Below are 26,826 nucleotides of genomic sequence, written 5' to 3'. Positions count from 1 at the left end.
ATGTGAATATTCCGGCGACGGCAAACAATCGCGGCGGCGGCGCACCGTAGGGTGGGCATGCCCACGCGAACCGTCGCGTCATGTTTGCTTCGTTCACACCCGCACGTTCGGATCGCGATAACGCGTCGGGTTGATCACCGGCCGTTACCGCGTTCATGGGCCAACACGGCGCCAACGTCCGCGTGGGCATGCCCACCCTACGTTAGGCCGCGGCCAGTGCTTGTGGTCAGCGATGTGAATATTCCGGCGACGGCAAACAATCGCGGCGGCGGCGCACCGTAGGGTGGGCATGCCCACGCGAACCGTCGCGTCATGTTTGCTTCGTTCACACCCGCACGTTCGGATCGCGATAACGCGTCGGGTTGATCACCGGCCGTTACCGCGTTCATGGGCCAACACGGTGCGAACGTCCGCGTGGGCATGCCCACCCTACTCCACCGCCTTGACCATCGACTCGATCACCTTCTTCGCGTCACCGAACACCATCATCGTGTTCGGCATGTAGAACAAATCGTTGTCCAGGCCCGCATACCCCGACGCCATCGAGCGTTTATTCACGATGATGCTTTTCGCCTTATAGGCTTCCAGGATCGGCATGCCGGCGATCGGCGATTTCGGGTCTTTGGCCGCCGGGTTCACGACGTCGTTCGCGCCCAGCACCAGCACCACGTCGGTCTGGCCGAACTCGCCGTTGATGTCTTCCATCTCGGCCACCTGGTCGTAAGGCACCTCGGCTTCGGCCAGCAGCACGTTCATGTGCCCGGGCATGCGCCCGGCCACAGGGTGGATCGCGTAACGCACGTTCACACCGTGTTCGGTCAGTTTATCCACCAGCTCCTTGACGGAATGCTGGGCGCGCGCCACGGCCAGGCCGTAGCCCGGCACGATGATCACCGACTCCGCGTTCTGCAAGATGAACGCCGCGTCTTCGGCCGAACCGGCTTTCACCGGACGCTGTTCCTGCGCGCCGCTGACGGCCGCCACCGCTTCGCCGCCGAAGCCGCCCAGGATCACGTTGAAGAAGGAGCGGTTCATCGCCTTGCACATGATGTACGAGAGGATCGCGCCCGACGAGCCGACCAACGAGCCGGCGATGATCAGCATCGAGTTGTTCAGCGAGAAGCCGATGCCGGCCGCCGCCCAGCCGGAATAGGAGTTCAGCATCGACACCACCACCGGCATGTCGGCGCCGCCGATCGGGATGATGATGAGTACCCCCAGCACGAACGACAGCGCGGCCATGATGGCAAACGGCGTCCAGGCCGGCTCCACCGCATCGGAAAAGCAGAACATCAGTCCCAGCGCGATGAGGGCGATCGCGATGATGAGGTTCAGGATGTGCTGGCCTTTGAAGCGCACCGGCGCGCCCTGGAACAGCCGGAATTTATACTTGCCCGAGAGTTTGCCGAAGGCGATCACCGAACCGGAAAAGGTGACGGCACCGACGAAAGTACCGATGAACAGTTCGAGCCGGTTCCCGAACGGCAGCGCGCGGCCACGCTCGGCAATGTTGAATGCCCAGGGCTCGGACACGGCGGCAATCGCGATGCAGACGGCCGCGAGACCGATCAGCGAGTGCATGGCGGCGACCAGTTCCGGCATCTTGGTCATCTCGACTTTTTTCGCCGCGTAGGCGCCGATCGCGCCGCCCACCACCACGCCCAGCAGCACGAGCGTAAACCCCATGCCGCCGCTGCGCCCGGCCTCGGCAAATTGCGCCTGCAATTTGAAAATCAGGGCGACCGTCGTGACCGCGGCGATCGCCATGCCGGCCATGCCGAAGGTATTGCCCATGCGCGCCGACGACGGCGACGACAGCCCTTTCAAGGCCTGGATGAAGCAGACCGAGGCCACGAGGTAGAGCAGCGTGACCACATTCATGCTGATGAAGTTCATGCGGCCTCCTTCTGGGCCACTTTCGGCGCCGCCGCATCGGCGGACCGTTTGGGTTCCTTCTTCCGGAACATCTCGAGCATGCGCTGGGTGACCAGGAAGCCGCCGAACACGTTCACGGCCGCCAGCGCCACAGCGACCGTCCCCATGGCCTGGCCCAGCGCCCCTTCGGTGAGCCCGGCGGCCAGCATGGCGCCGACGATGATGATGGCGGAAATGGCGTTGGTCACCGCCATCAGCGGCGTGTGCAGCGCCGGCGTCACGGTCCAGACGACGTGGTAGCCGACGTAGATCGCCAGCACGAAGATGATCAGGTTGATGATGGTATGGCTGATTTCCATGTCGGTCTCCGTATTATTTGCGCAAGCTCTCGCCGTCATGGCAGAGCAGCGTCGCGCGCACGATCTCGTCCTCGCGGTCGATGACGAACCTGTCTTCCTTGTCGAAGACGAGTTTTAAAAAGTCGAGCACGTTGCGCGCGTACAGGGCCGACGCATCGGCTGCGACCAGCGAGGCCAGGTTCGGCTCGCCGATGATGTAGACGCCGTGCTTGACCACCGTCTTGCCGAGTTCCGTAAGCGGGCAGTTGCCGCCCTGCTCGATCGCCATGTCGACGATCACCGAACCCGGCTTCATGGCGGCGACCGTCTCCTCGCGAATCAGGATCGGCGCCGCGCGTCCGGGAATCAGGGCGGTGGTGATGATGATGTCGGCCAGTTTCGCCCGTTCGTGCACCAGCTCTCCCTGGCGCCGCATCCAGTCGGCCGGCATCTGGCGCGCGTAACCGCCCACGCCCTGCGCGATTTCGCGCTCCTCGTCGGTAATAAAAGGCACGTCGATGAACTTGGCGCCGAGCGACTCGACCTGCTCTTTCACCGGCGGGCGCACGTCGGAGGCTTCGATCACGGCGCCCAGGCGTTTCGCCGTGGCGATCGCCTGCAGGCCGGCCACGCCGACGCCCATGATCAGGACACGCGCAGCTTTCACCGTGCCGGCGGCGGTCATCAGCATCGGCATGAAGCGTTGGTACGTGTTCGCGGCCAGCATCACGGCCTTGTAGCCGGCGATGTTCGCCTGCGAGGACAGCACGTCCATCGACTGCGCACGCGTAATGCGCGGCGCCGCTTCCAGCGCAAAGGCGGTCAGGCGGCTTGTCGCCATGGCGGCGATGTTGTCGGCATCAAAAGGGTTGAGCATGCCGACGATGACGGTACCGGGGCGCATGCGCGCGCGTTCGGATTCGTTCGGGGCGCGCACTTTCAGGACCATGTCGCAAGCGAAGGCGTCGTCGGCGCTGCCGACCGTGGCGCCGGCGGCGGCGTAGGCTTCGTCGGTGACTGCCGCATGCAGGCCGGCGCCGGACTGCACCACGACCTGGTGTTTACCCGCCAGTTTTTTGACTGTTTCCGGAGTTGCTGCTACGCGTGTCTCGCCCGGCCGTGTTTCGGCCGGAATGCCGATTCTCATGCATGCCTCCTTCATATTGATGTTCTGTTCACAATCTAACACGTAAACATGGCCCTTTTGTCATTACATGGAGGCAGCTCTGCGGACAACATGCAAAGCGGGTGGAAGTGATACAGATGGGGCAGATTGGCCACGGTTTTTGTATCAAATCGCGGCAATTGACGCTTTTTTGTTGCACTGCACAGGTACTTGCAAGCAACGCTTTGCGCACCGCTGTAGAATATCGGCTCATTTGTCGAGGACGCGCATGACCCATACCTTCAGACCGTCAGTCACCGTTGCCGCCATCATTGAACGCGATGGCCGTTTCCTCCTGATCGAGGAAGAGACGAGCGAAGGCATCAAGCTGAACCAGCCGGCCGGTCACCTGGACCCGGGCGAATCGCTCGAGCAGGCGGTCGTGCGCGAATCGATGGAAGAGACGGCGCACGAGTTCATCCCGACCGGCCTGGTCGGCATGTACATGTCGCGCTACTACTCGAAGTCGCGCAATGCCGACATCACCTATTTGCGCTTTACCTTCTGCGGCACCGCCGGCAAGCAGTACGACCAGCCGCTCGACGACGGCATCCTGCGCACCATCTGGATGACGCGCGACGAGATCGCCGCATCGAGCGCGCGTCACCGCAGCCCGATCGTGCTCCAATGCGTGGACGATTACATCGCCGGCCGGCGCACGGATCTCGCGCTGCTGTACACCCACCCGTCGGTGTTCGAAGAAGCACTGACAACAGACCGGACGTAACATGAGCAAGAAAAAAGTCGTGATCGGGATGTCGGGCGGAGTCGACTCCTCGGTCGCGGCCTGGATGCTGAAGGAACAAGGCTACGACGTGGTCGGCCTGTTCATGAAGAACTGGGAAGACGACGACGATTCCGAATACTGTTCGACGCGCCAGGACTGGATCGACGCGGCCAGCGTCGCCGACTTGGTCGGCGTGGACATCGAGGCCGTGAACTTCGCCGCCGAGTACAAGGACCGCGTGTTCGCCGAATTCCTGCGCGAATACCAGGCCGGCCGCACGCCGAACCCGGATGTCCTGTGCAACGCCGAGATCAAATTCAAGGCCTTTCTCGACCATGCGATGAAGCTGGGCGCCGACCTGATCGCCACCGGCCACTACGCGCGCGTTCGCGAAAATTCCATCGGCAAGTTCGAGCTGCTGAAAGCCTTCGACCACACCAAGGACCAAAGCTATTTCCTGCACCGCCTGAACCAGGCGCAGTTGTCGAAGTCGCTGTTCCCGCTGGGCGAGATCCCGAAAACGGAAGTGCGCAAGATCGCGGAAAAGCTGAAGCTGCCGAACGCGGCGAAGAAGGATTCGACCGGCATCTGTTTTATCGGCGAGCGCCCGTTCCGCGACTTTTTGAACCGCTACCTGTCCCATAAACCGGGCCCGATGAAGCTCGATAACGGGCAGACCGTGGGCGAGCACATCGGCCTGTCCTTCTACACGCTGGGCCAACGTAAAGGCATCGGCATCGGCGGATTGAAATCGCACCGGAATGCCGACGGCACCAGCGAGCCGTGGTTCGTCGCGCGCAAGGATATCGAGAACAACACGCTGTACATCGTGCAAGGCCACGACCATCCGTGGTTACTGTCCGCGCGTCTCGACGCGGGCCAGGCGAGCTGGATCGCGGGCGAGCCGCCTGCCCCCGGCCTGCTGTCGGCCAAGACGCGCTACCGCCAGGCGGATGTGGCGTGCACGGTTGCGGCCGATGGCATGGAGCGGTTCGCGCTCGATTTCACGGAGCCGCAATGGGCGGTCACGCCGGGGCAGTCGGCGGTGCTGTATGACGGCGATATTTGCCTGGGCGGCGGGATCATCGACGGGGCCAGCGCGGTACAAAGCTGACATCGGCATTGCCGACCCATGCCCAGCGGCGCACCGGTTTTTACGGTGCGCCGTTTTGTTTTTAGGGCACTGCCAAACCCGGCCAGTAAAGCCTGCGTTCAGGTATACGTAGGGTGGACTCCTGAGTCCACGCGGTGCACCGTTCGCATTCACGCGGCCCAATTACAACACTGCCGCATGCGATAACGATGCCGGCCGTCGTTTCGATTTCGGACATGCCCTACCGCGTGGACTCGGGAGTCCACCCTACGTATCGCGGCGGCTCACGCGCAGGCTAGCGCCTCGACCCGCTTCGTCCCCCGCGGCCGCGCCAGCGTCCACTCGGCGCAGATCCACTCTTCGAATTGTTCAGGCGCCATCGGCCGCGCGTACAGATAACCCTGCACCTGGTCGCAGCCGGCGCTGGCGAGGAAGCGCGCTACCGGCGCCGTTTCCACGCCTTCGGCCACGACCACCTGGCAGAGGTCGTGCGAGAGCTTGATCATGGTCGCCACCAACGCGCGCCGGCGCTCGTCCGTATCGAGGTCGCGTACAAAACTCTGGTCGATCTTGACCACTTTCGCCGGCACTCTCTGCAAATAGGCCAGGCTGCTGTAGCCGGTACCGAAATCGTCGATCGCCAGCTGCACCCCGCCCGCGGCCAGGGCCTCGAGGGTGGCCGTGGCCAGCGTGCGGTTGGTCATCAGCGCGCTTTCGGTGATTTCGATGGCCAGCGCGTTCGCCGGGAGGCCGTGCGCGCGCAGGCGCGCCAGCACGTGGGCGCAAAAATCCGGCTCGAGCAGGTTCACGGCCGATACGTTCACCGCCACCTGCATCACCAGCCCGGCGCGCCGCCAGGCGGATACCTGGAGCAGCGCGCGTTCGAGCACCCAGCGCGTGGTCGCGCGCGCCAGCGAGGTCTGTTCGATCACCGGGATGAATTCGCCGGGCGAGACTTCGCCCAGTGACGGATGGCGCCAGCGCAGCAGCGCCTCGGCGCCGATGCAGCGGCCGGTCGCCAGTTCGATCTTCGGCTGGTACACGAGGCGCAGCTGGCTGTCGTCGTCGAGGGCCGCGCCGAACTCGTTGGCGACCCGGAAGCGGCGCAGGAACACGGCGTTCTGCTCGGCCGAAAAGACGCGCACCCGGTGCGAGCCTTCGATGGCGTCGTGCGACGCGCTGTGCATGTCGCGCAGCAGTTCGAGCGGGTCGGCCTGGCCGGTCGCGAACGGCGCCACGCCGACGGTGGCGGTGGTGACGAAACGGGCGGTGGTGGTCTCGGCGCGCAGCGCGACCCAGGCTGCGAGCCAGTCGCAAAAGCGCGCCAGGTCCGCGCCCGGCTCGGCCAGGAAGGCGAACTGGAACGGGGCCACGTGGTACAGCTTGCGCGCTGGACCGAGTGCGGCGCGCAGCATGCGTGCGGCCTCGCTGATGATGTCGTCCATGAAACCGGCGCCCATCGCGCGCACCGCGCTGCTCATCTGCCCCGGAGTCGCCAGGTTCACCAGCGCGGCCAGGCGCGCTTCGCCGCCGGGACGGTCGAGGGCAAGGTCACGCAGGTCGTCGACGAACTGGCTGCGGTTCGGGATGCCGCTCACCGGGTCGATGCGGCCGATCGCATGCTGGAGTTCGATCTGCGCCATCACCATCGCGGCCAGGTCGGCGAGCCCCGTGCGTTCGGTGTCGCTGATGGTGCGCGGCTCGGTGCCGAGCACGCACATCGCGCCCAGGCAGTGGCCATCGCGCGTGAGCAGCGGCGCGCCGGCATAGAAGCGCACGCCGGACGCTGCCAGGGGGCTGTCGCGGTAGCAGGCGTCAAGCTGGAGGTCGGGAATCACGAGCATGCGCGACGTATTCGCCACTTCGCCGCAGGGCGCCTTCTCGCGCGGGATCGAACAGTGTTCGACGCCGACGCGCGACTTGAACCACTGGCGGTCGACATCGGTGAGCGACACCGCCGCCACCGGCAGCTTGAACAGCTGGGCAGCCATGCGCGTGATGCGGTCGAAGGCTTCGTTGGGAGGCGTGTCGAGCAGGTCGAGCTTGCGCAGTGCGTCGAGACGGACTGCTTCCATCTGTGCCGGCGGATGTTGAGGCATGGGGTTCCTTGTTCCTGTCGACCCCCGACAACCGGGATATGACGAAAATGATTGTGCGACTCATTCTGATCGTCAAATTTCCTGACGTCAACTTAATTCCCATGAATTGATGTGTGAATATGGACTTATGTGGGTAAAAAACAAATATACAGTCGCCCAATCATCAATTTCGGCATTTTATTTGCCGACTCAAGTAAGATGCTGAGAAGTTATTGCTTGAATGGAATTAATACCATGCCAGTATCCTGCCCCGGTGACGGGGACGACCCGATCCTCACCACGCGCGAAGCGGCGCGGCTGCTCGGCATTGCCGTCAGCACGGCGCAGCAATGGAGCGAAACCGGCATCCTGCCGGCCTGGAAGACACCCGGCGGGCACCGGCGCGTGCGCCAGTCCGACGTCAGCGCCCTGCTGCGCGAACGTGCGGGCTTCGGGGACGCCGCCCACCGTGCCGGCTCCATCGACTTCCTGCCCGAAGCCGGCGGCGCCCTGCCGCACCACGAGTATGCACGCCTGGATGCCCTGCGCGCGACCGGCCTGCTGGGCAGCGAAGCGGAAGCCGTGTTCGACCGCCTGACCTGGCTCGCGACCCAGGTGACCGCTTGCCCGATCGCCCTGCTCTCGTTAGTGACGGCGCGGCGCCAGTGGTTCAAGTCGCGCGCCGGCACGGTGCTGCCGCAGACCGCGCGCGAGCATGCCTTTTGCAGCCATACGATCACCCAGGACGGTCCGCTGGTCGTGCCCGACACCCTGCTCGACGCGCGGTTCAAGGACAATCCGCTGGTGCTTGGTGCGCCGCATGTCCGCTTTTATGCGGGCTTCCCGCTGGTCGATGGCGCCGGCTTCCGGCTCGGCGCGCTGTGCGTGATGGACCGCGAGCCGCGCCGCCTGCGCCAGCGCGAGCTGCGCGCGCTGGGAGAATTGACGGCGATCGCGGCCGAGGAAATCAGGCGCCGTCAGAGTCCGGCGTAGCGCCTGCCTGCTGCTTGCGCACCAGCGCCAGCACCGTGTTGCGGATGGTCTTGAGCACCGTATCCGCCCTGAACGGCTTGACGATGAAGCCGTGTACGCCGCGCGCCAGCGCCGACTCGATGGCCGGCGCGTCGAGCGTGCCCGAGACCATGAAGATCAGCGTCTTCGGCAGGTTGGCGCGCAACTGCTCGACGACCTTGCTGCCATCCTCGACCTGCTCGCGCGCGATGCACATGATCTGCGGCCGGAATTTCGCCGCCTGCACCAGCGCAGTGTGGCCGGTGTGGGCCTGGGCCACGACCTCGTAGCCGCCATCGGTCAGCACGGTATTCAACAAGCCGCGTGAAATTGCGTTCGAGTCCACTATCACCGCTTTAAGCATCGCGCACTTTCTTTAAGGAGATTCGTAGGCAAGCATCTTCCAGGTCACGCCGAGGCGCACGTCGGTTTTCAGCTCCACCAGCCGGCGCGACAGATACAGGATGTCGCGCTCGGCGCGCAGGCGCTCGCCCAACGGCGTTTTGAGGATGCCGGCGCCGGCCATCACCGCGTCCAGGCCGCCATACGCATTGAGCAGGCGCGCCGCCGTCTTCATGCCGATTTTGGACACGCCCGGCACGCCGTCGGTGGCGTCGCCCATCAGCGCCAATAAATCGTGCAGCAATTCCGGCGCCACGCCGAACTTGTTGCGCACCCAGGCGTCGTCATGCCACTCGTTTTTAAAATGATCCCACACCAGGGCGCCGTGCGCGATCAGGACATGTAAATCCTTGTCGGTGGTGGCGACGATCGCCTCGCCCCGGTTCTCGTTCAGCCAGCGCATGACGCAGGTGGCGACGACATCATCGGCCTCGACCCCGGGCAGCATTGCCACCGGCACCCCGGCCGTTTTCAGGCGCTTCTGGAATTCCGGCAGCGCTTCCCTCAGCACCGAAGGCATGGGCGCGCGGTGCTCGCGGTAGCGCGGGTAGAGCGCGTGGCGCCAGGTCTGTCCGCCGTAATCGAAGGCAGCCAGCACGTGCGTGGGCGCGTGCGCTTCGAGCAGGTTGCGAAACGAGGAGAACGCATGGCGCAGGGCGATGCCGGCTTTCAGATCGGAGTCGGGCTCCGGGCTGGCTTCATAGACCCGGCGCACGATGTTCAGTCCATCGATCGCGAGCAGCTTGGCCATGCTTTACCTTGCGTAGTCGTACTTGCCGCCGCGTTCCAGGGCGCGCGCGTAGGCCGGACGGGCGTGGATGCGCGCCAGGAAGCTGGTGAGGCGCGGGTATTGCGCGCCCAGTCCGGCGCGCGACGCGGCGGCCTCCAGCGGGAAGCTCATCTGGATATCGGCGCCCGTCATCTCGTTCCCGGCGAACCAATCGCGCGTGGCCAGTTCGGACTCGAGGTAGTCGAGCTGGGAGCTGATGTTCGGCTCGACCAGGGTGCCCTTCACCTTGCGCGCGATGGTGCGCGCGATCGGCCTGGCGAAGAAGGGCATCGGGCCGTGTTCGATGCGGTCGAACACCAGCTTCATCAGCAGCGGCGACATCGCCGAGCCTTCGGCGAAGTGCAGGAAGAAGGTGTACTTCAGCTTTTCCGGGGTGCCGGCGGCCGGGACCAGGCGCCCGTTGCCGTAACGCTCGACCAGGTATTCGACAATCGCGCCCGACTCGGCAACGACCGTCTCGCCGTCGGTGATCACCGGCGATTTGCCGAGCGGGTGCACGGCCTTCAGTTCCGGCGGCGCCAGCATCGTCTTCGGGTCGCGCTGGTATTTCTTGATCTCGTACGGCAGGCCCAGCTCTTCGAGCAGCCACAGGATGCGCTGCGAGCGCGAATTGTTCAGGTGATGGACGGTGATCATGGGCGGGCCGGTCGGATCGGAAAGACCGCTAGCTTAGCATTGTTGCGTCGTTACAAAAAGGCGGGCCGATGTGCGATCAGCATGGCGGCGCCCCGGCGCGGCAGGGTTCGTCAACGCACCGAGCCCGTCAGGCTCGCCCTTTATGATGGATTCATGGGCAAGATTCACATCGGTATCTCCGGCTGGCGCTACGCACCCTGGCGCGGGAAATTCTATCCTCCCGGCCTGGCGCAGGCGCGCGAGCTCGACTACGCCTCGCGCCAGCTGCCGACGATCGAGATCAACGGCTCCTTCTACTCGCTGCAGCGGCCCGAGAGCTATGCCGCCTGGTATGCGGCGACGCCGGCGGACTTCCTGTTCGCGGTGAAAGGCAACCGTTTTATTACGCACATGCTCAAATTGAAGGACATCGATGGGCCGCTGGCGAATGTGCTGGCGTCGGGCGTGTTCGAACTGCGCGAGAAGCTCGGGCCCTTCCTCTGGCAATTCCCGCCGATGGTGCGTTTTGACCCGGAGCGCTTCGAGCACTTCCTCAGCATCCTGCCGCAGGATACGGAGGCAGCGTTGGCCCTGGCGCGCCAGTACCAGTCGCGCATGGAGGGCAAGGTGTCACTGGCGATGACTGAAAAACGCCCGATGCGCCACGCCGTCGAGATCCGCCACGAGAGCTTTCGCGACGAACGCTTCATTGCCCTGCTGCGCAAGTACAACGTTGCCCTGGTCGTGGCCGACACCGCCGGCAAGTGGCCGTATATCGAAGACGTGACGGCCGACTTCGTCTACATCCGCCTGCACGGCGACAAGGAGCTGTATGCCAGCGGCTATGACGACGACGCGATCGCACGCTGGGCCGAACGGATTCGCGCCTGGAGCACGGGCGGACAGCCATTGGAAGACCGCTGCGTCTCGTCGAAGGCGCCACCCAGGCGTGCGAGCCGGGATGTGTACTGCTACTTCGATAACGATATCAAGGTGCACGCGCCATACGATGCGCAGCGCTTAATGGCGGCGCTGGGACTCCCGAGGCCTGATCGTTCGAACACGTAGGGTGGACTCCCGAGTCCACGCGTTACGCTTGCGAACCGCTTACTCCAAATCCACATCCGCAATCTCCGGCGATCCCGCCCAACCATCGGAATACATCCCATCGCGCACATAACGATGAAAGGTCGAATGCGGCCATTCGCACACCTGCCGCACCTGCCCGTGCTTGACCGGATTGAAATGGATGTAATCGACATGCTTCTCCATGTCGAACTCGTCGCGGATCTGATGTTCCCAAAACCGCCGTTGCCAGATCGTCGATTCGTTGCGCTGCCTTGCCGCACGTGTCAACAGTTTGGGGTCATGCAACTGGTCCTTGCACGCGTTGGTCACGTATCGTTTGATTTCCGCCCAGCGCGTCGAATAATCGTTGTCGCCGTCGGGAAGGGTCCAGATACAGTGCATGTGATCGGGCATCAACACCCAGGCATCCACGACGAACGGCCGCGTAATGCGGACCGTATGGATCGCGTTACGCAGAGCGGTGCGCAATGCAGGGGCGCAAAAGATCGGACGGCGGCGGTAGGCGACAACCGTGAAGAAGTAGGTGGAGCCAGCGAATTGGCGGCGGTAGCGGGGCATGGTGCGGCATCGTATGCCGCGGTCGCGTGGGCGAGGATGTGGTGCGTCAATCGGGTGGAAAAAGCGCCAACATGTTCGAGCGGTGTAACGCGTGGAGTCAGGACTCCACCCTACGCTTATCTCCTCTCGTGGAGCTTAATCACCCGATGCTTGCTTCCCTCGGGCGCGGTCGGCTCGGCCGGCGTCTCACAGGTATTGCAACTCTTGCACCCGCCCCCGCAACTATCCGCCGTATCGAGCCAGCGCACCAGCGCCGAATCGCTGCCGCCGCGCGACAGGCGGTTGACGATGCGGATGCGCCACGCGGGCGGCAGGTATTTGGCGCCGACGTAGACGGCGGCAACTACCACGACCAGCGCGACGACGAGTTCCTGCCACATCTCAGCCGCCGCCAAGCGCCAGGGCGACGCGGTAGGTGATGAAGGAGGCGATATACGCCAGCGCGAACATGTAGCCGGCCATCATCCACGCGTATTTCGCGCTGCCGGTTTCGCGGCGCACGACGGACAAGGTCGACAGGCACTGCGGCGCATACACATACCAGGCCAGCAGCGACAAGGCGGTGGCCAGCGACCAGGAACCGGCGATCAGCGGGCCGAGGCTGTTCGCCACCTCGTCACCGGAGCCGGCCAGCGCGTACACGGTGCCGAGCGCGCCGACCGCCACTTCGCGCGCGGCCATGCCGGGCACCAGGGCGATGCAGATCTGCCAGCCGAAACCGATCGGCTCGAAAATCACGGACAGGGCCCGCCCCAGCATGCCGGCCACGCTGTAATAGATCGGCGGCTGTGTCGCGCCTTCCGGTGCGCCCGGGAAGCTCGACAGGAACCAGACCAGCACCATCAGCGTCAGGATGATGGTACCGACGCGCATCAGGAAAATCTTCGCGCGCTCCCACAGGCCCAGCGCCAGCGTCTGCAGGTGCGGCCAGTGGTAGGCCGGCAGTTCCAGCATCAGCGGATGCTGGCCGGTGCTGCTGCGGCGCTTCATGTACCAGGCCACCAGCATCGCGCTGACGATGCCGAGCGCGTACAGCACGAACAGCACCAGGCCCTGCAAATTGAAGATGCCGATTTTACGGTCGGGGATGAAGGCGGCGATGATCAGCGCGTACACGGGGAGGCGCGCCGAACAGGTCATCAGGGGCGCGATCATGATCGTCACCAGGCGGTCGCGCGGGTTCTGGATCGTGCGCGCGGCCATCACGCCGGGAATCGCGCAGGCGAAGGACGACAGCAGCGGAATGAAGGCGCGGCCCGATAAGCCAACGCCGCCCATCATGCGGTCGAGGAGAAAGGCGGCGCGCGGCAGGTAGCCGCAGTCTTCCAGAATCAGGATGAAGAAGAACAGGATCAGGATCTGCGGCAGGAACACGAGCACGCCACCGACGCCGGCGATGATGCCGTCGACGATCAGGCTGCGCAGCGGCCCCGCGGACATGGCGCCGCCGATCCACTGGCCGATGCTGTCGACGGTACCGGTAATCAGATCCATCGGCGCGGCGGCCCAGCTGAACACGGCCTGGAAAATCACGAACATCAGCGCGGCCAGGATGATCGGGCCGGCCACCGGATGCAGGATCACATGATCGATCTTCTCGGACAGGTTGCCCGTGTCGTGCGCATAGCTGGTGGTGGCAGCGAGGATGCGGCGCACTTCGCGCTGGGTCTGTTCGACCGGCACGGCATCGATGCTCGACAGGGGATGCGGCGTGGCGGGCGTCAAAGGCATGCGGTCGAGGGCCTCGAGCAGCGCCCCTTCTCCGCCGGCCTGGATGGCGACCGTCTCGACCACCGGCATGCCGAGTTCCTGAGACAACTTGGCGGTATCGATCTCGATGCCGCGCTTCTTTGCCACGTCGACCATGTTCAGGGCGAGCAGCATCGGCAGCCCGAGGCGCTGGATTTCCAGCACCAGGCGCAAATTCAGGCGCAGGTTCGTTGCGTTGACGACACAGACGACGGCGTCCGGCGCCTGTTCGCCCGCGCGCAGGCCGGCGACGACGTCGCGCGTGATGGCTTCATCGGGGGTTTGCGCGGACAGGCTGTAGGCGCCGGGCAAGTCGAGCACGCGCAGTGCGCGCCCGGCCGGGGAGGTAAAACTGCCCTCTTTGCGTTCGATGGTAACGCCGGCGTAGTTGGCAACCTTCTGGCGCGCGCCGGTAAGGCGGTTGAACAGCGCCGTCTTGCCGCAGTTCGGATTGCCGAGCAATGCGATCAGGGGCGAGCGCGCAGCCACCTGTTGTTCCATGACACCCATCGATTATTCCGGCTGGATCGAGACGAGTGCGGCTTCGAACTTGCGCAGGGCAAAAGTCGATTCGCCGACTTTCACCGCGACCGGGCCGCCCGGCAGCCCGCGTTTGAGCATGCGGATGCGTTCGCCCGGCACGAAGCCGAGTTCCATCAGGCGGCGGGCCACGTCCTGGCCGCCGAGTGCGTGCGGCGCAAGGTGGATCACGGTCGCACTCTGTCCGGCCTTGAGGGCGTCGAGTGTGGTCAAAGTGGGGGCTAAAGTCATGGCGGCGTTCCGATGTGTGGCGTTGATCTGTAGCGCTGATGAGACAGATACTAGCATCATAAACCTAAATGCGAATTATTTCTATTTGGCGGAATGATCACACATCAAAACCGCTTGCGTTCGTCGAAAAATGGTCTCAGAATAGAACACGAATGAGAACGATTCTCATTGATATTGCGACAACGCAGTGCTCAGTTCAAGACTACTTCAGGGAATGATTCGATGATCGTCTGTGTCTGCAACAACATCTCCGACCGTGAAATCCGCCAGGCGGTCGACCTCGGCATCACCTCGATCGCCGCCCTGCGCGCCGAGCTCGGCCTGGGTACCGATTGCGGCAAATGCATCAGCTATGCACGCGAAGTGCTGCACGAAGCCATCGACAGCAAGACCGTGGTCACCGAGTTGAGTTTCCGTTCGACGCAAGCGGCCTGATTTGTCGTTACGGGCGTCGTTTTCCGGGAAACCCCGCCACCTGCGCGCCGCGCGCCGCGCTGGCCTTTTGATATGATTGCCTGAACAACCAACAAAAGGCACATCATGAAGGGCGATCCCAACGTCATCCGGCTGCTCAACGCGCAGCTGACCAACGAGCTCACCGCCGTCAACCAGTACTTCCTGCACGCGCGGATGTACCGGCACTGGGGCTTCTTCAAGCTCGGCAAGAAGGAATACGACGAATCGATCGGCGAAATGAAACACGCCGACAAGCTGATCGACCGCATCCTGATGCTCGACGGCCTGCCGAACCTGCAGGCGCTGCACAAACTCCTGATCGGCGAAAACACCGAGGAAATGCTGGCCGCCGATTTGAAGCTCGAGCGCGCCGCCCAGTTGACGGTCAAGGAAGGCATCGCCGCTTGCGAGGCCGCCGCCGATTACGTGTCGCGCGATTTGCTGCTGCTGATCCTCGAGGACACCGAAGAGCATATCGAATGGCTCGAGACCCAGCTCGACCTGATCGTGAAGGTCGGGATCCAGAATTATCTGCAGAGCCAGATGGTGGAATAAACCGCGCGGCCGCGTCTGTGCGTCGGTCACGCGTGGGCGGCGCATGCGACGCGGCTACGCATCCTCCCGGGTGGAGCCGACCACCCTACGTTTGATCCACCCATACCGGTGCTGACCAGAGGATATTGCCATCCGTCTGAGTCAGCTTCACATAGTAGAAATGTGCGCCGGGCGATGGCGTGAAGCTCACCGTCGCTTCGCTCGCCATTTGCGTCACCACCCCGCCCCGCCCGGGCACCCCTTCCATGATCGCCACCGCGGCCACCTGCTTGCCGGCCGTGCTGGCGAACTGCGCCACCAGGCTTAACGGTCCACTATTGGTAAAGCGCTCGCCCATCATGCGGCCGTTGGCTGTGAGTACCAGCTGCGAGCCCTTGTCCATCGTCGCGAACACGCGCCGGGCGCGCAAAGCGTCGACAAAGCTGTCCAGGCTCAGCGGCGTCCCTAGCGGAACCAGCACGCCGGTACGGTTCGTATACGCCGTGCCCCAGTTGGCGCAGTGGTTGTCCTGGTCCGTGCTGAAGGCAACGTGGTAACCCGCTTCCAGCACCTTGTTGCAGGCCGCCTCGAAATTGCTGCGCCGGGTTTCGCTCTCGCTGTCGTTGACGGAGAAGGCGGTGCTGTTGACCACCTCGCACAGCGCCATCGCCGCGTCGCCGTCGGCCGTATAGCCGAAGGGCGCGCCGTCCACGACGAACTGCCCGCTCATGGCCGGATGGTTGAACTGGCCGACCCAGCCGCGCTCGCGCATCAGCGTGTACAGGGCCGCGTAATCGCTGCGCGGCGTGTCGATATCGGCCAGCAGCTCGCCTTTCGCATTCTTTTCCCAGCCCAGCAGCTGGTCGCTGTTAAAAATATTGAGGTGGCCGCCCTTGTTGATGACGCCCCACTCCATGCCGTAGACGGCCAGGAAATCCGGGTGCGCGTCGTTGAAGGCGGCCGCCGTGTCCAGGCCCTTGCGGTACAGCGCCGTTGCCGTGCCCGGCTCGGCCGCCGCATTGGTGCCGTCGGAGCCGTCGAACATGTGGTTGTGCTCGGAGGTGACGAGGATGTCGAGACTGTGGGACCTGGCATACGCGAAGGCGGCATCGGGCCCGTATTTGGCCGTCAACGGGTCTTGCGCGCCCTTGCAATCGGTGAGTTCGGCGCCGCCATCGCTGTGGTTGGTCTGGCTGTGCAGGTTGCCGAAATAGACGGTGTAGGGCAGCGCGGAGGTGGCCGGCGCGGCGCCCGGCTGGGCCAGGCGGCCCACCGGCAGCGGCGCGAACGGCGGCAGCGCCGGCGCCCGGGACGGCCCGATCTCGATTTGCCAGGCCTGCTCGTGGATGTCGGCCGAGGGAGCGCTTGCCTGAACATCGCGGCTGGCGGCGCGCAGGCGAACGTTATAAACGCCGGCGGCCAGCTTGCCGGCGTCCTGGCCGGACCAGGGCACGGCGACCGACACCGGCGCCTGCACCAGCGGCGTGCTGCCCTGCCAGCGGCGCACGACGACATTATTTGGATTGATCAGTTCGAGCTGCCAGTCGACGACTTGCGCGGCGCGCGCATTCGGATAATCGAAGGCGAGCGTGAAGGTGCGTGCCTCGCCCTTGCCGGGGTCGGGCGCGCGATAAGGCGCGTTCAGGGTGGCTTCGAATTCGCTGTGTTCGTCGATGGCCGCGAACGCGCCGTGGGCGCAGCAGCACAGCAAGAATAAAGCGAGCCGGGAGGGGGTGTGGAGGAAGGTTTTCATGATGCAATTGTTGCAATTGCATCACAAAGAGCGTTTGCGCCATCCCGCGCGCTAGTTGCTATTAATTATATCCTTTTTGACAAAAGGACAGCCTGCGTCATTGCCTGCCGGCGCCGGCGCAGCGCCGGCGCCGGGTCGGCTCAACAGTCAATTAAAAGTGATATTCGGCGCGCACCATCGGCGTGCTGGCGCGCTGGCCGCGCCCGCCCGTGGTCGTGCGCGTGTTGCCGAACTTGTTGTTCCAGAACTGGTATTCGACGCCGACGCGGAAGCGGTTCTTCGGCTGGCCGAAATGCGAACCCAGGTCGTACATCAGCGCCATGTCGATGTTCGTCTCGGCGCCGGTGCCGTTGCCCACTTCGTCCGCGCCCTTGGCCGCGATGAACATGCCGTAGCCCTCGAACGAGACACGCTCGGCCACCGGGATGCCCCAGGTGACCGACAGCGCCGCGTGGGTGTCGTAGGTGTAGCGGCCGTTCACGTTCGAGATCGGGGCAAAGGCGCCGCTCGGCGCGTTCGACTCGCGCAATACCAGCAGGCTGGTATTCAGGAAGCCCGGCACGTCCCACATCAGCGTCGGGCCGGCGACCAGCATGCGCTTGCGCGAGTTGTAGCCGACGTCGTTCTTGGTGTTCCAGTCGAAGCCGAAGGTGGCGCCGACGCCCTTCACCGGGCCGTAGCGCATCTCGGTGCCGCGCAGCGCGCCGATGTCGACGGTATTGCGGTAAACGATATACGCTTCCTGCGCGCCTTCGCTTTGCGTCAGCGAGGCCGGGTCGGACTTGTCGGACTGGAGCAGGTCGACATTGAAGAAGTTGCTGCCGTATTTGTAGCCGCTGGCGTGGGTCAGCGCGAAGATGTGCTTCGTGATGTGCTCGGGATTGAAGGGCTCGGCGAAGCGGGTGCCGTAGCGCCAGCTGATCGAGGTGTCGCTCCAGTCGGCGGCGTTGGCAAAGGCGCAGGACAACAGCAGGGTGGCGCCGGCGGCGAGCAGGGTGGTGTTCTTCATGGTAGGGTCTTCGACTGTGGTTGTTCGTGTGCCGCCAGGGCGGCAGATCCATGCCGGCGCGCGACATGCAGCTCGACGCGATGCGTCAGGCCATCGTCGCTCAGTAGCACCGTATTGCCGCCGACGTCCGCGCCATCGATGCGCAGCGCGGGACTTTCCGCCGCGCGCACGTCGATCGCATAGGTGGAAGAGCGGTAGCGGTATTGCAGTCGAAAACCCGGCCAGCCCTGCGGCAGCTGCGGCGCCAGTACCAGCCGCTCGCCGGCACGCTCGATACCGAGCAGCGATTCGACGACCAGCCGGTACATCCATCCGGCTGAGCCAGTGTACCAGCTCCAGCCGCCGCGCCCAAGATGAGCTGGGGCCGCGTGTACATCTCCCGCCACAACATAGGGCTCGAGCCGGTAGCGCGCGCAGTCGTCGAGCGTGGCCGCCAGGCGCACCGGGTTGAGCATGTCGAACAGTTCCCAGGCACGTTCAATATTCCCCATGCGCGCGAAAGCCATCGCGCACCAGAGCGCCGCGTGCGTGGCCTGGCCGCCGTTCTCGCGCACGCCGGGCGCGTAGCCGCGCAGGCTCCCCGGATCGAGGCTGCCGGCCTCGAAAGGCGGATCGAGCAGCCGGATCAGGCGCGCTTCCGGCTGCACCAGGTGGGTGTCGACCGCTGCCATGGCACTGGCCGCGCGCTCGGCACCGGCGGCGCCGGACAGCACGCTCCAGCTTTGCGAGACCAGGTCGATGCGGCATTCGTCGTTGTCTTTCGAGCCGAGCGGCGTGCCGTCGTCGAACCAGGCGCGCCGGTACCATTCTCCGTCCCAGGCGTGGTGCTCGAGCTGGGTGCCGAGCGCGGTCGCGGCGGCGCGGCAGGTGGTGGCGAAGCCGTAGTCGGCGCGGCGGTCCGCCAGTTCGGCAAAGCCTCTCAATACCTCGATCATGAAGAAACCCAGCCAGACGCTTTCTCCGCGCCCTTTGGCGCCGACGCGATCAAAACCATCGTTCCAGTCGCCACTGCCGATCAGGGGCAGGCCGTGCTCGCCGAAGCGCAGGCTGTGGCGGATCGCGCGCACGCAATGTTCATACAGGTCGCCGCACTGGGTCGATGTGCGCGCCACGTCGAAATACGACTCTTCGCCGAAGTCGAGCGCCCTGCCCTCGAGCCAGGAAACCGATTCGCCCAGCACGCCGATGTCGCCGCTGGCGCGGACGTAGCGGCAGGTCGCCAGCGGCAGCCACAATAAATCGTCCGAGCAGCGCGTGCGCACGCCGGCGTTCGAGGGCGGATGCCACCAGTGCTGGACGTCGCCCTCGACGAACTGGTGCGCGGCGCACAGCAGCAGGTGCTCGCGCAGCAGCGGTGGACGCGTGTGCACCAGCGCCATCGCATCCTGCAGCTGGTCGCGGAAACCAAAGGCGCCGCCCGACTGGTAATAGCCGCTGCGCGCCCACATGCGGCAGGCCAGCGTCTGGTACAGCAGCCAGCCGTTGGCCAGCACGTCGAGGCTGGGGTCGGGCGATTCGATGCGGACCGCGCCGAGCGTCTCGTCCCAGTAGGCCTTGACCTCGTCCAGCGCCGCCTTCGCCGCCGCACTGCCCTGGTGGCGCTGGACGAACTCCGTGCCACCCACGCCCAGCATGAACACCAGTTCCCGCTCCTCTCCCGGCGCCAGCTCGAAGACGACGTTCAAGACCGCGCACGGATCGCGCGCGGCGCCGGCGCTGCCGGAGAGGCCGGCACGGTCCAGCGCCTGCGGCTGCTTCAGGTTCCTGCCGCGGCCAATGAATTCGCTGCGGTCGCAGGTGAATGCGGCGTCCGCCGCGTCGACGTGGAAGAAGGCGACGCGCTCCGACGAGGCGCCGTTCCAGGCATTGCGTGCGCACAGCGCGCCGCTGGCCGGGTCGCGTTCGGTGACGACGTGCATGCTTGATGTCGCGCGCAGCTCCCCCAGCACCCATTCGACATAGCCGGTGGCGGACAGGCGCCGCGGCGCCGCGCTGTCGTTGCGCACCCGCAGGACGCTGTATTTCAGCGGCGCCTCCAACGCGACGAATTGCGAGAGTTCGGAATGGATGCCGTGCGCCGTGTGCGCGAACACGCTGTAGCCGAAGCCGTGACGCGCCAGGTAGTCGCCGCCGGAAGGCGCGGGCAATGCGGTCGGCGACCAGAACACGCCGCTCGCTTCGTCGCGCACATAAAACACTTCGCCGCCGCGGTCGCCGATCGGGTCGTTGTTCCAGGGCGTCAGGCGCAGTTCGTGGGCGTTCTCGCTCCAGCTACAGGCCTGGCCGCTTTCGGAGACGACCGAGCCGAACTGCGGGTTGGCCAGCACGTTGGTCCAGGGCGCCGGCGTCGGGCGATCGGGCGTGATGCGGATGCGGTATTCGCGTCCATCGGGGCTGAAGCCGCCGATGCCGTTGTCGAGCAGGAGCTCACATGGGGCCGACTCGGGTGCCGACTCGGGCGCTGTTGCGGGCACTGCGGCAGGCGCGGTCTGCGGCGCGGCCGTCGTCAGGGCGGGCGTGCCTGGGCCTGGCGCCGCCTGCGCGCGCTGCAGCTGCTCGGCGAGGGTGCCGCGATCGTCGCGCAGCACCACGCGCGCCGCCGCCTGCAGCAGCAACTGGTCCTCGATCGGCAGCTGGTCGAACACCTGCACATAGACGCCGCCCGGACGGTCGAGCAGTTCGGCCGCGCCGCCGGCCTTGATCGTCTCGATGAGCTGCGCGTGCAGCGAATGGGGCGCGCTGCCGCTGTCGCTGCACCAGATCACCAGGTCGACGCTTAGCCCTTTCTGGCGCCACCAGGCGTGCGCTTGCAGCAGCTGGCGTGCCAGCGCGAGCCTGGCCGCGTCCTGGATGTGCAGCAGCACGATCGGCAGGTCGCCCGTGATTGCGTAGGGCCAGAGGCCGGACTGGCCGCGGTGATTGTGCGCGATGAGGGTCGGATCGGCGCGCAATCCACGGTCCGGATACAGCACGGCGCCGGCCAGGCGGGCATACATCTGGCCATCGGCTTCGGTCGCGTTCAGCGCCTGGAGCAGCGCCTGGCCGTGGACCCAGGCCAGTTCGAACGCATGCGCGACGCAGTGCTGGTCCGCGTATTTGGCGGCAAGTTGCAGGGCATCGTCGCGGTTCCCGGCCACGCCCAGTACCAGGTCGACCGTCGCTTCCTCGCCGGGCGCGAGGGTCACGCTACGGCGAATCGCCAGCGCCGGATCGAGCACCGAACCGGCGGCGCCATCCAGCGGCGCGTTGGTCGCCATGGCTGCGGGCAGCACGGCGTCCCTGCCGCGTCCAATAAAATCGGCACGGCTCGTTTCGAACGATGGCTCGCCGCTGGCGCCGCCGTGGACCGTCATCGCGTTCACCAGCACCGGGGTGCGCTCGCCCTCCTCGCGCGGCCGGCGCGTGCACAGGATGGCGTTACGTCCGGCGACGATCTCGGTTTGCACGAACAGCTTGCTGAAGGCGGGATGGGCATCGTCCATGGCCGGCGGCGCCAGCACCGGTTCGGTATAGCTCGTCACTTCGATGCGGCGCGCACGATCGGAGAGGTTCCTGATGCGCGTGCGGCGCAGCTCGACATCGTCCTCGGGCGACACCACGATCTCGGTGACCAGTTCGATGCCGTGGTCACGCCGCCTGATCTGCACCTTCTCTTCCGCGAACACGATCTCATAGTGCGCGGGCTGCGCCAGCGTCGGCTGCCAGGCGCCGGACCACAGCGCGCCGCTATCGAGGTCGCGCAGGTAGCAGAACAGGCCCCAGTCATCGCAGGTGGCGTCGAAGCGCCAGCGGGTAAGGGCCGTCTCGCCGAGGCGGCTGTAGCCGCCGCCATCGCTCGTCACCATCACGTGATAGCGCCCGTTCGACAGCAGCTGCAGCTGCGGCTGCGCCACGCCAACCCGCGTGACCGTACACGCCTGCAAAGGCGCTTGCGCGGCGTCCTGCCGCGCAACGCGTTCGAATGCGCTGGCCTCGACGGCGCCGGTCGCCGGCACCGGCTCCTGCAACAGCAGCAGCGCGGCGCGCAGTTGCGGATCGGCCTCGAAGCGTTTCTGCATCGGGCCATCGTGCAGGAGCGACGACAGCGCCAGCAAGCCGATGGCCTGGTGCTCCGACGCATACGCCCGCACGATGGCGTGGCGCTGGCCGCGCGGCAGGCGCGCGCCGGTGTAGTCGATCGCCTCATACAAACCGTAGCGGCCGGCGGCGCCCAGCGCGGCGATCCGCTGCAGGTTGGCGCAGGCCGCTTCCGGCGCCACCATCAGCGCCAGCATCGAGGCGTAGGGCGCGACTACCAGCTCGTCGCCCAGCCCGCGTGCCATCCCCATTCCCGGCACGCCGAAGGCGCGCGCTTCGTAACGCAGCGCGCCATCGGCGCTGTTGCAGCCCGAATCCGACATGCCCCAGGGTATATCGCGCTGCGCCGCATAGTCGATCTGCACCCGCACGGCCGCGCGGCAGCTGCGGTCGAGCAGCGTGTCGCGCCAGGCCGGCATCACCAGCTGCGGCAGCAAATAATCGGCCAGCGCGCCATGCGGCGAGAGCAGCAATTGCTCGCCGCCGGCGATGCACAGCTGGCGCCCGAGGGCGCTCCAGTGCTCCAGCGGCAGCTGGCCGCGGGCGATGCCGACGAAGCTGGCCAGGCGCGCGTTCGACGCCAGTGCGTCGCAGGCCCCCGCCTCGAAGCGCTCCGTAGCCATGTCGTAGCCGGGTGCCAGCAAATTGGTATCGCCTTGTAGAAGCCAGCCGAAATCCATGTCGGCGAAATCGCGCGCGCACGCGGCCAGTGTCGCAATCTCGCGCATGCGCGCCCGGGCCACGGCGGCGCCCTCCGCGACCATCTGCGCCAGCGCGCGTTCGGCCTCGGTGCCGCCTGGTGCCTCCATCGTGAAAGCGGCCAGCTCACGCAAGGTCGGGATGCGCGTCAGGCTGGCCTCGAACACGTATTCCTGCACGGCGCGCATCCACGGCGCCTGGGCCAGCAAGTCGTCGCGCGCGGCACGGCAATCGGCGTCCAGGCGTGTGGCCCAGTCGCGCAACTGTGCATCCGCCGCTTGCGGCAGCGTGGCCAGCAGCAGCGATGCCGCACGCACGGCCGCGCCCAGGCAATCGGCCAGGCCGGGCAAGGTGTCGGCATTGCGGCAGCGCTCGGGGCCGAGCGCGTCGCGGCAGGCCTCCAGGGACTTGCGCACGACCGGCACTGCGCCTTGCGCATGTTCGTCCACGATGTGCAGCGTGACGCGTAGGCCGTCGAGGGCGCGCGCGCCGGCGATCGGTGCGTCAAGCAGGGCCTCGAGGCCCGTGGCCAGGGTCAGCAGGTGGCCGGCGAGCTTGCCGCTGTCGCTAGTGCACACGCGCGCGGGCTGCAGCGGTGCCAGCGTGCGCGTGTCGTAGCCGCCGTAGAAGTGGCCACGGTGGCGCTCCAGCAGGGCCATGCTCTCGAACGCGCCGCGCACCCGCGCCAGCACGGCGGATTGCGCAGCGAAGCCGAAGTCCCAGGCCGCCAGGTTGGCCAGCAGGGAAAGACCGATCTGCGCCGGGGACGCCGCATGCGTGATCGCCGGTTGCGGCCGCTCCTGGATGGCGGCCGGCGCCAGCCAGTTGGTGTCAGGACCGACGACGTCCTCGAAATACGCCCAGTTGCGCCGTGCCAGCGTCGCCAGGAACTGCGTCTGCTCGGGAGACAGGTCGGCGGGCGGGCGCTCGAACGGCAGGCTGACCCACCAGGCCAGCAGCGGCGACAGGAACCACAGCAGCAGCAGGGGCGCGGCCGCGAACAGGGCGAACGGATGCAGGAAGGTCAGCAGCACGGCGACGACCATCGACAGCAGCGGCGGGAACCACATGCTGCGCCAGGCCGATTCGACGTCGGTGCTCGAGCGGATCAGGCTTGAGGCCTTCCACTGCAGCAGGCGCCGGCGCGAGACCAGCATGCGCCAGCCCGTGCGCGCGATCGCGTGCAGGCTGTACCAGGCTTCATGCGGCAGGAAGGCGGTATTCATCACGGCGCGCGCCAGGCAGCCCGCCGCGCGGTGCGACCAGTTGGCCAGGTGCTGGCGCCACAGCAGGTCGTGCGGCTTGTCAACCAGGGCGACGGCGATCTCGACAAAAGCCGGCAGGAAGAACACGGACAAGGCGGCCGCGCTCCAGAAGGCCGGCGCCGCCAGCCACGCCCAGCACAGCACCAGGGTCGCGGTGAGGCTTGGCGCCACCAGGCTGCGGCGCAGGTTGTCGAACAGCTTCCAGCGCGCCAGCGGCGTCAAGGGGTTCGCTTCGCGCGCGCCATCGTGGGCAGGCACGCGTGCGCGCAGCCAGCCGGCCAGTTGCCAGTCGCCGCGGATCCAGCGGTGGCGGCGCGCGATGTCGTCGCTGTAACGCGCTGGCCAGGATTCGACCAGCTGGGTGTCGCTCAGCACGCCGCTGCGCAGGTAGCAGCCTTCGAGCAGGTCGTGCGAGAGCACGGCGTCGTCGGGCAGGCGCCCGGCCAGCACGCGAGAACAGGTGTCGACTTCGTAGATGCCCTTGCCGATGAAGGAACCTTCGCCGAACAGGTCCTGGTAGACATTCGAGGCGGTGCGCGTGTACGGGTCGATGCCGGGTTCGCCGCCGCACAGGCGCTGGTAGCGCGAGGCGCGAACCGAAGGCAGCGAGGTCGCCACGCAGGGCTGCAACAAGGCGTGGCCGGAGATGACGCGCCGCCCGCCCGCATCGAGCAGCGGCTGGTTCAACGGGTGCGCCATGGCCGCGACCATCTGGCGCGCGCTGTTCATCGGCAGCTGGGTGTCGGCGTCGAGCGTGATGACATAGCGTACGCCTTGTAAATCGCCGGTATTCCCTTCAGCCAGCATGAAGCGCTCGCGCGCGCCGCCGCGCAGCCAGGCGTTCAGGTCGGCCAGCTTGCCGCGCTTGCGCTCGCAGCCGATCCAGGCGTGTTCGCTCGTGCTCCACCTGCGCGGGCGGTGCAGCAGCAGAAAAGGTGCGTGGCTGTAGCGCGCATTGAGCGCAGCGATCGCCGTGCGCGCCTCATCCAGCAATTCGGCGTCGCCGAACATCGTTTCTTCCGGCGCGTCCGTAAAATCGGTCAGCAGGCAAAAGCGCAGTTGCGGGTCGCGGTTCGCGAGGTAGCGCCCTTCCAGCCCTTCGCACAGCGCCTTGACGTTCTCGCTGCTCTCGAGCAGCGCCGGCACGGCCACCAGCGTGCGCGCCTCGAGCGGGATGCCGGTACTGAAATCCATGCGCGGCAAGGGCCTGGGTTTCACCAGCCGCGCTGCCATCAGGTTCGTCAGCGTGAACGCCAGCTGGCTGGCGCCGAAGGCCGACAATAAACCCAGTGCGACCAGCAGCGGCATGCGGGCGCCGCCCTGGTAGGCGTGCACCAGTAGCGCCGCCGTGAACAGCAGCGTGAAGCCGCCGATCGCGCCGAGGTAAGTCAGCAGTGGACGCTTGCGTGCCGCACGCCGCAGCGCCGCCAGCATGCCGCGCGCCGGCTGCAACTGCGCGCGCAGCGCCGGCAAGCCGTCGCCGACCAGGTAGTAGCCGACGTGGCGGGTGCGTGCACCGGCGCCGCCCCCGGCCAGCGCCAGCGCTGCGGCCGCGACCTCGGCCTCGCCCTGCCCGCACTGGCGCGCCAGGCGCTCGACGACGTGGCGGTAATGGTCGCGCGTGGCGAAATCCATGCGGGCGTAGACGCCGGCCGGGTCGCGCCGCAGCGCCCCCTCGACCGCGCTCGCGGTTTCCACGAAGGCGTGCCAGTCGATGCGCTCGAGCAGGCGCAGGCTGGCGAGGGTGTTGGCCAGAGACACGGCATCCAGAGCGCTGTCCTCGCTGTCGCGCGCTTCGAGCGCCGCGATCGTGAGGCCCTCGTCGGCAAGGCGCGTGTCCATCCACCCCAGCACCCGGGACAGCGCATCTCCCCGTCCGGCCAGGCAACGCGCCAGTTCGGCCACGAAGGCCGGCCGTAAAGGCTGGACGGCGCGTGCCATGTCGGCCGCCAGCAGGATCAGGTCGCCGGGGCGGCGCTCGGCCGCCTCGGCCATGCGCCCGGCCCACTCGCGGGCAAGGGCCTGCTGCGCGACACGGGCGTCGAGGCGCACGGCGAGGCGGCGCAGGTTCTCGACCAGCGCCAGGCGCAGCATGATCGGGACTGCCCACAATTCGCCGAGCGTGAGCGGCGCGCCTTCCTGGTAGGCGGCGATGAAACCTGCCAGGCTGCCTGCATCGAGCAGGCCGTCGCCGTGGGTCACCAGCGCCAGGGCCAGCGCGTGGACCCGCGGCTGGCCGGCGGCCTGCGCAGGTGTTTTCAAGCGCGGCAGTCCGCGGCTATAGGCAGGCGGCAGGTGGCGCCGCACGCTGCGGACCTGCTGGCCGATCAGGTAATAGTGGTCGAGCAGGTGTTCGGCGGCGGGAAGCGTGCGGCCCTCGTGCGCGGCCTGCGTCAATGCGGCGCAGGCCGCGGCGATCGTGTCGGCATTCTCCGCCAGGCGCGCCAGCAGGCGCTCGCTTCCATCGTCAGGGCCGAGTAGGTGGCGCGCGGCGAGGCGGCGGCCGTGGTCGGCCATTCGTGCGGCATCGAAGCGCTCGCCGCGCAGGGGCATCCCGTCCGCGGCGTTGGCGTCGCGAACGGGCGGATGCCCCGCGCGCGGCGCGTCGGCCTTGGTGTGCAATTCTTCGTTCAACAGGAGCCTCGATGATGAGCGTGCATGCCGGCCATTACGGGCCTGCGCCAATGCTAAAACGTCATCGAATGCGGGACTGTGCGTTGACGAACGCAGCGGCGCGAACGCAGCGGCGGGATGCCTGCCCACCCGCCGCAA

20 protein-coding genes are annotated in these 26,826 nt (G+C 66.3%); 6 read left to right on the top strand and 14 right to left on the bottom strand.

Annotated features, from left to right (window positions below; genetic code table 11):
* Positions 1-429 precede the first annotated feature (429 nt).
* The 3 genes from AC1MEM_RS05305 to AC1MEM_RS05295 are packed head-to-tail and all read right to left on the bottom strand — an operon-like array spanning position 430 to position 3,360.
* Positions 430-1,896 (bottom strand): NAD(P)(+) transhydrogenase (Re/Si-specific) subunit beta, encoded by a 1,467-nt coding sequence (locus tag AC1MEM_RS05305; RefSeq protein ID WP_499475796.1) that lies wholly within the window; start codon positions 1,894-1,896, stop codon positions 430-432.
* Positions 1,893-2,234 (bottom strand): NAD(P) transhydrogenase subunit alpha part 2, encoded by a 342-nt coding sequence (locus tag AC1MEM_RS05300; RefSeq protein ID WP_499475795.1) that lies wholly within the window; start codon positions 2,232-2,234, stop codon positions 1,893-1,895. Before AC1MEM_RS05300 ends, AC1MEM_RS05305 begins: the two co-directional genes overlap by 4 nt.
* Before the next feature lie 13 nt (positions 2,235-2,247).
* Positions 2,248-3,360 (bottom strand): Re/Si-specific NAD(P)(+) transhydrogenase subunit alpha, encoded by a 1,113-nt coding sequence (locus AC1MEM_RS05295; protein WP_499475793.1) that lies wholly within the window; start codon positions 3,358-3,360, stop codon positions 2,248-2,250.
* A gap of 247 nt (positions 3,361-3,607) precedes the next feature.
* Between AC1MEM_RS05295 and AC1MEM_RS05290 the strand changes: the two genes are divergently transcribed.
* Complete coding sequence (locus tag AC1MEM_RS05290; RefSeq protein WP_499475792.1) at positions 3,608-4,105, top strand: NUDIX hydrolase; 498 nt, start codon at positions 3,608-3,610, stop codon at positions 4,103-4,105.
* Position 4,106: 1 nt separating this feature from the next.
* Positions 4,107-5,219, top strand: a complete 1,113-nt coding sequence (gene mnmA, locus AC1MEM_RS05285; protein ID WP_499475791.1) for a tRNA 2-thiouridine(34) synthase MnmA — start codon at positions 4,107-4,109, stop codon at positions 5,217-5,219.
* A 263-nt stretch (positions 5,220-5,482) separates the two neighbouring features.
* On the opposite strand, the gene AC1MEM_RS05280 is transcribed toward mnmA, so the two are convergent.
* Complete coding sequence (locus tag AC1MEM_RS05280) at positions 5,483-7,297, bottom strand: sensor domain-containing phosphodiesterase (protein WP_499475789.1); 1,815 nt, start codon at positions 7,295-7,297, stop codon at positions 5,483-5,485.
* Between the two features lie 234 nt (positions 7,298-7,531).
* On the opposite strand from AC1MEM_RS05280, the gene AC1MEM_RS05275 reads away from it, so the two are divergent.
* The gene (locus AC1MEM_RS05275) at positions 7,532-8,269 is read left to right on the top strand and encodes a GAF domain-containing protein (protein ID WP_499475787.1); all 738 of its coding nucleotides are present in this window, start codon (positions 7,532-7,534) and stop codon (positions 8,267-8,269) included.
* Here the strand turns inward: AC1MEM_RS05275 and AC1MEM_RS05270 are convergent.
* Genes AC1MEM_RS05270 through AC1MEM_RS05260 form a run of 3 tightly spaced genes read right to left on the bottom strand, consistent with a single transcriptional unit; the run spans position 8,244 to position 10,115 of the window.
* Positions 8,244-8,633 (bottom strand): response regulator, encoded by a 390-nt coding sequence (locus AC1MEM_RS05270; protein WP_499475786.1) that lies wholly within the window; start codon positions 8,631-8,633, stop codon positions 8,244-8,246. The genes AC1MEM_RS05275 and AC1MEM_RS05270 overlap by 26 nt on opposite strands.
* A gap of 30 nt (positions 8,634-8,663) precedes the next feature.
* The gene (locus AC1MEM_RS05265; protein ID WP_499475784.1) at positions 8,664-9,440 is read right to left on the bottom strand and encodes a 5'-3' exonuclease; all 777 of its coding nucleotides are present in this window, start codon (positions 9,438-9,440) and stop codon (positions 8,664-8,666) included.
* Between the two features lie 3 nt (positions 9,441-9,443).
* On the bottom strand, positions 9,444-10,115 hold the full coding sequence (locus AC1MEM_RS05260; protein ID WP_499475783.1) for a glutathione S-transferase family protein: 672 nt from the start codon (positions 10,113-10,115) through the stop codon (positions 9,444-9,446).
* 153 nt (positions 10,116-10,268) lie between these two features.
* Here AC1MEM_RS05260 and AC1MEM_RS05255 point away from each other — a divergent pair, with 153 nt between their 5' ends.
* Positions 10,269-11,162, top strand: a complete 894-nt coding sequence (locus AC1MEM_RS05255; protein WP_499475782.1) for a DUF72 domain-containing protein — start codon at positions 10,269-10,271, stop codon at positions 11,160-11,162.
* Between the two features lie 39 nt (positions 11,163-11,201).
* Here the strand turns inward: AC1MEM_RS05255 and AC1MEM_RS05250 are convergent, their stop codons facing one another.
* The 4 genes from AC1MEM_RS05250 to AC1MEM_RS05235 form a co-directional block, all read right to left on the bottom strand.
* Positions 11,202-11,741 (bottom strand): REP-associated tyrosine transposase, encoded by a 540-nt coding sequence (locus AC1MEM_RS05250; RefSeq protein WP_499475780.1) that lies wholly within the window; start codon positions 11,739-11,741, stop codon positions 11,202-11,204.
* 116 nt (positions 11,742-11,857) lie between these two features.
* Entirely contained in the window at positions 11,858-12,121 is a 264-nt protein-coding gene (locus AC1MEM_RS05245) for a DUF6587 family protein (RefSeq protein ID WP_499475779.1), read from the bottom strand.
* A 1-nt stretch (position 12,122) separates the two neighbouring features.
* Positions 12,123-14,000, bottom strand: coding sequence for a ferrous iron transporter B (gene feoB, locus AC1MEM_RS05240; protein WP_499475777.1), 1,878 nt, complete (start codon positions 13,998-14,000; stop codon positions 12,123-12,125).
* A gap of 3 nt (positions 14,001-14,003) precedes the next feature.
* Positions 14,004-14,261: a FeoA family protein gene (locus AC1MEM_RS05235; protein WP_499475776.1), complete on the bottom strand. Its 258-nt coding sequence runs from the start codon at positions 14,259-14,261 to the stop codon at positions 14,004-14,006.
* Between the two features lie 222 nt (positions 14,262-14,483).
* On the opposite strand from AC1MEM_RS05235, the gene AC1MEM_RS05230 reads away from it, so the two are divergent.
* Both AC1MEM_RS05230 and bfr read left to right on the top strand, forming a co-directional pair.
* Positions 14,484-14,696 carry a (2Fe-2S)-binding protein gene (locus tag AC1MEM_RS05230; protein WP_499475775.1) on the top strand — a complete coding sequence of 71 codons (213 nt, stop codon included), beginning with the start codon at positions 14,484-14,486 and terminating at the stop codon, positions 14,694-14,696.
* 105 nt (positions 14,697-14,801) lie between these two features.
* Positions 14,802-15,272, top strand: a complete 471-nt coding sequence (gene bfr, locus AC1MEM_RS05225) for a bacterioferritin (RefSeq protein ID WP_454165903.1) — start codon at positions 14,802-14,804, stop codon at positions 15,270-15,272.
* Between the two features lie 85 nt (positions 15,273-15,357).
* On the opposite strand, the gene AC1MEM_RS05220 is transcribed toward bfr, so the two are convergent.
* From AC1MEM_RS05220 to AC1MEM_RS05210, 3 genes are all read right to left on the bottom strand, one after another.
* Complete coding sequence (locus AC1MEM_RS05220; RefSeq protein ID WP_499475773.1) at positions 15,358-17,004, bottom strand: CehA/McbA family metallohydrolase; 1,647 nt, start codon at positions 17,002-17,004, stop codon at positions 15,358-15,360.
* A 151-nt stretch (positions 17,005-17,155) separates the two neighbouring features.
* A complete protein-coding gene (locus AC1MEM_RS05215) occupies positions 17,156-18,013 on the bottom strand; it encodes an outer envelope protein (RefSeq protein WP_499475771.1) in 858 nt (285 codons plus the stop codon).
* Positions 18,010-26,688 carry a GH36-type glycosyl hydrolase domain-containing protein gene (locus tag AC1MEM_RS05210; RefSeq protein ID WP_499475770.1) on the bottom strand — a complete coding sequence of 2,893 codons (8,679 nt, stop codon included), beginning with the start codon at positions 26,686-26,688 and terminating at the stop codon, positions 18,010-18,012. Before AC1MEM_RS05210 ends, AC1MEM_RS05215 begins: the two co-directional genes overlap by 4 nt.
* Between the last annotated feature and the right edge of the window lie 138 nt (positions 26,689-26,826).

The sequence above is a fragment of the Telluria sp. AIW5 genome (genome assembly GCF_056680575.1).
Note: the sequence above shows the minus strand (reverse complement) of the source record. Positions and strands in the feature narration are given on the sequence as shown.

Excerpts from the sequence above, each read along its gene's own strand:
- mnmA (WP_499475791.1), top strand. The coding sequence starts at position 4,107 with ATGAGCAAGAAAAAAGTCGTGATCGGGATGTCGGGCGGAGTCGACTCC.
- AC1MEM_RS05295 (WP_499475793.1), bottom strand. The coding sequence starts at position 3,360 with ATGAGAATCGGCATTCCGGCCGAAACACGGCCGGGCGAGACACGCGTA.
- AC1MEM_RS05220 (WP_499475773.1), bottom strand. The coding sequence starts at position 17,004 with ATGAAAACCTTCCTCCACACCCCCTCCCGGCTCGCTTTATTCTTGCTG.
- AC1MEM_RS05300 (WP_499475795.1), bottom strand. The coding sequence starts at position 2,234 with ATGGAAATCAGCCATACCATCATCAACCTGATCATCTTCGTGCTGGCG.
- AC1MEM_RS05265 (WP_499475784.1), bottom strand. The coding sequence starts at position 9,440 with ATGGCCAAGCTGCTCGCGATCGATGGACTGAACATCGTGCGCCGGGTC.
- AC1MEM_RS05255 (WP_499475782.1), top strand. The coding sequence starts at position 10,269 with ATGGGCAAGATTCACATCGGTATCTCCGGCTGGCGCTACGCACCCTGG.
- AC1MEM_RS05215 (WP_499475771.1), bottom strand. The coding sequence starts at position 18,013 with ATGAAGAACACCACCCTGCTCGCCGCCGGCGCCACCCTGCTGTTGTCC.
- AC1MEM_RS05275 (WP_499475787.1), top strand. The coding sequence starts at position 7,532 with ATGCCAGTATCCTGCCCCGGTGACGGGGACGACCCGATCCTCACCACG.
- bfr (WP_454165903.1), top strand. The coding sequence starts at position 14,802 with ATGAAGGGCGATCCCAACGTCATCCGGCTGCTCAACGCGCAGCTGACC.
- AC1MEM_RS05230 (WP_499475775.1), top strand. The coding sequence starts at position 14,484 with ATGATCGTCTGTGTCTGCAACAACATCTCCGACCGTGAAATCCGCCAG.
- AC1MEM_RS05245 (WP_499475779.1), bottom strand. The coding sequence starts at position 12,121 with ATGTGGCAGGAACTCGTCGTCGCGCTGGTCGTGGTAGTTGCCGCCGTC.
- AC1MEM_RS05260 (WP_499475783.1), bottom strand. The coding sequence starts at position 10,115 with ATGATCACCGTCCATCACCTGAACAATTCGCGCTCGCAGCGCATCCTG.
- AC1MEM_RS05280 (WP_499475789.1), bottom strand. The coding sequence starts at position 7,297 with ATGCCTCAACATCCGCCGGCACAGATGGAAGCAGTCCGTCTCGACGCA.
- AC1MEM_RS05290 (WP_499475792.1), top strand. The coding sequence starts at position 3,608 with ATGACCCATACCTTCAGACCGTCAGTCACCGTTGCCGCCATCATTGAA.
- AC1MEM_RS05250 (WP_499475780.1), bottom strand. The coding sequence starts at position 11,741 with ATGCCCCGCTACCGCCGCCAATTCGCTGGCTCCACCTACTTCTTCACG.
- feoB (WP_499475777.1), bottom strand. The coding sequence starts at position 14,000 with ATGGGTGTCATGGAACAACAGGTGGCTGCGCGCTCGCCCCTGATCGCA.
- AC1MEM_RS05305 (WP_499475796.1), bottom strand. The coding sequence starts at position 1,896 with ATGAACTTCATCAGCATGAATGTGGTCACGCTGCTCTACCTCGTGGCC.
- AC1MEM_RS05235 (WP_499475776.1), bottom strand. The coding sequence starts at position 14,261 with ATGACTTTAGCCCCCACTTTGACCACACTCGACGCCCTCAAGGCCGGA.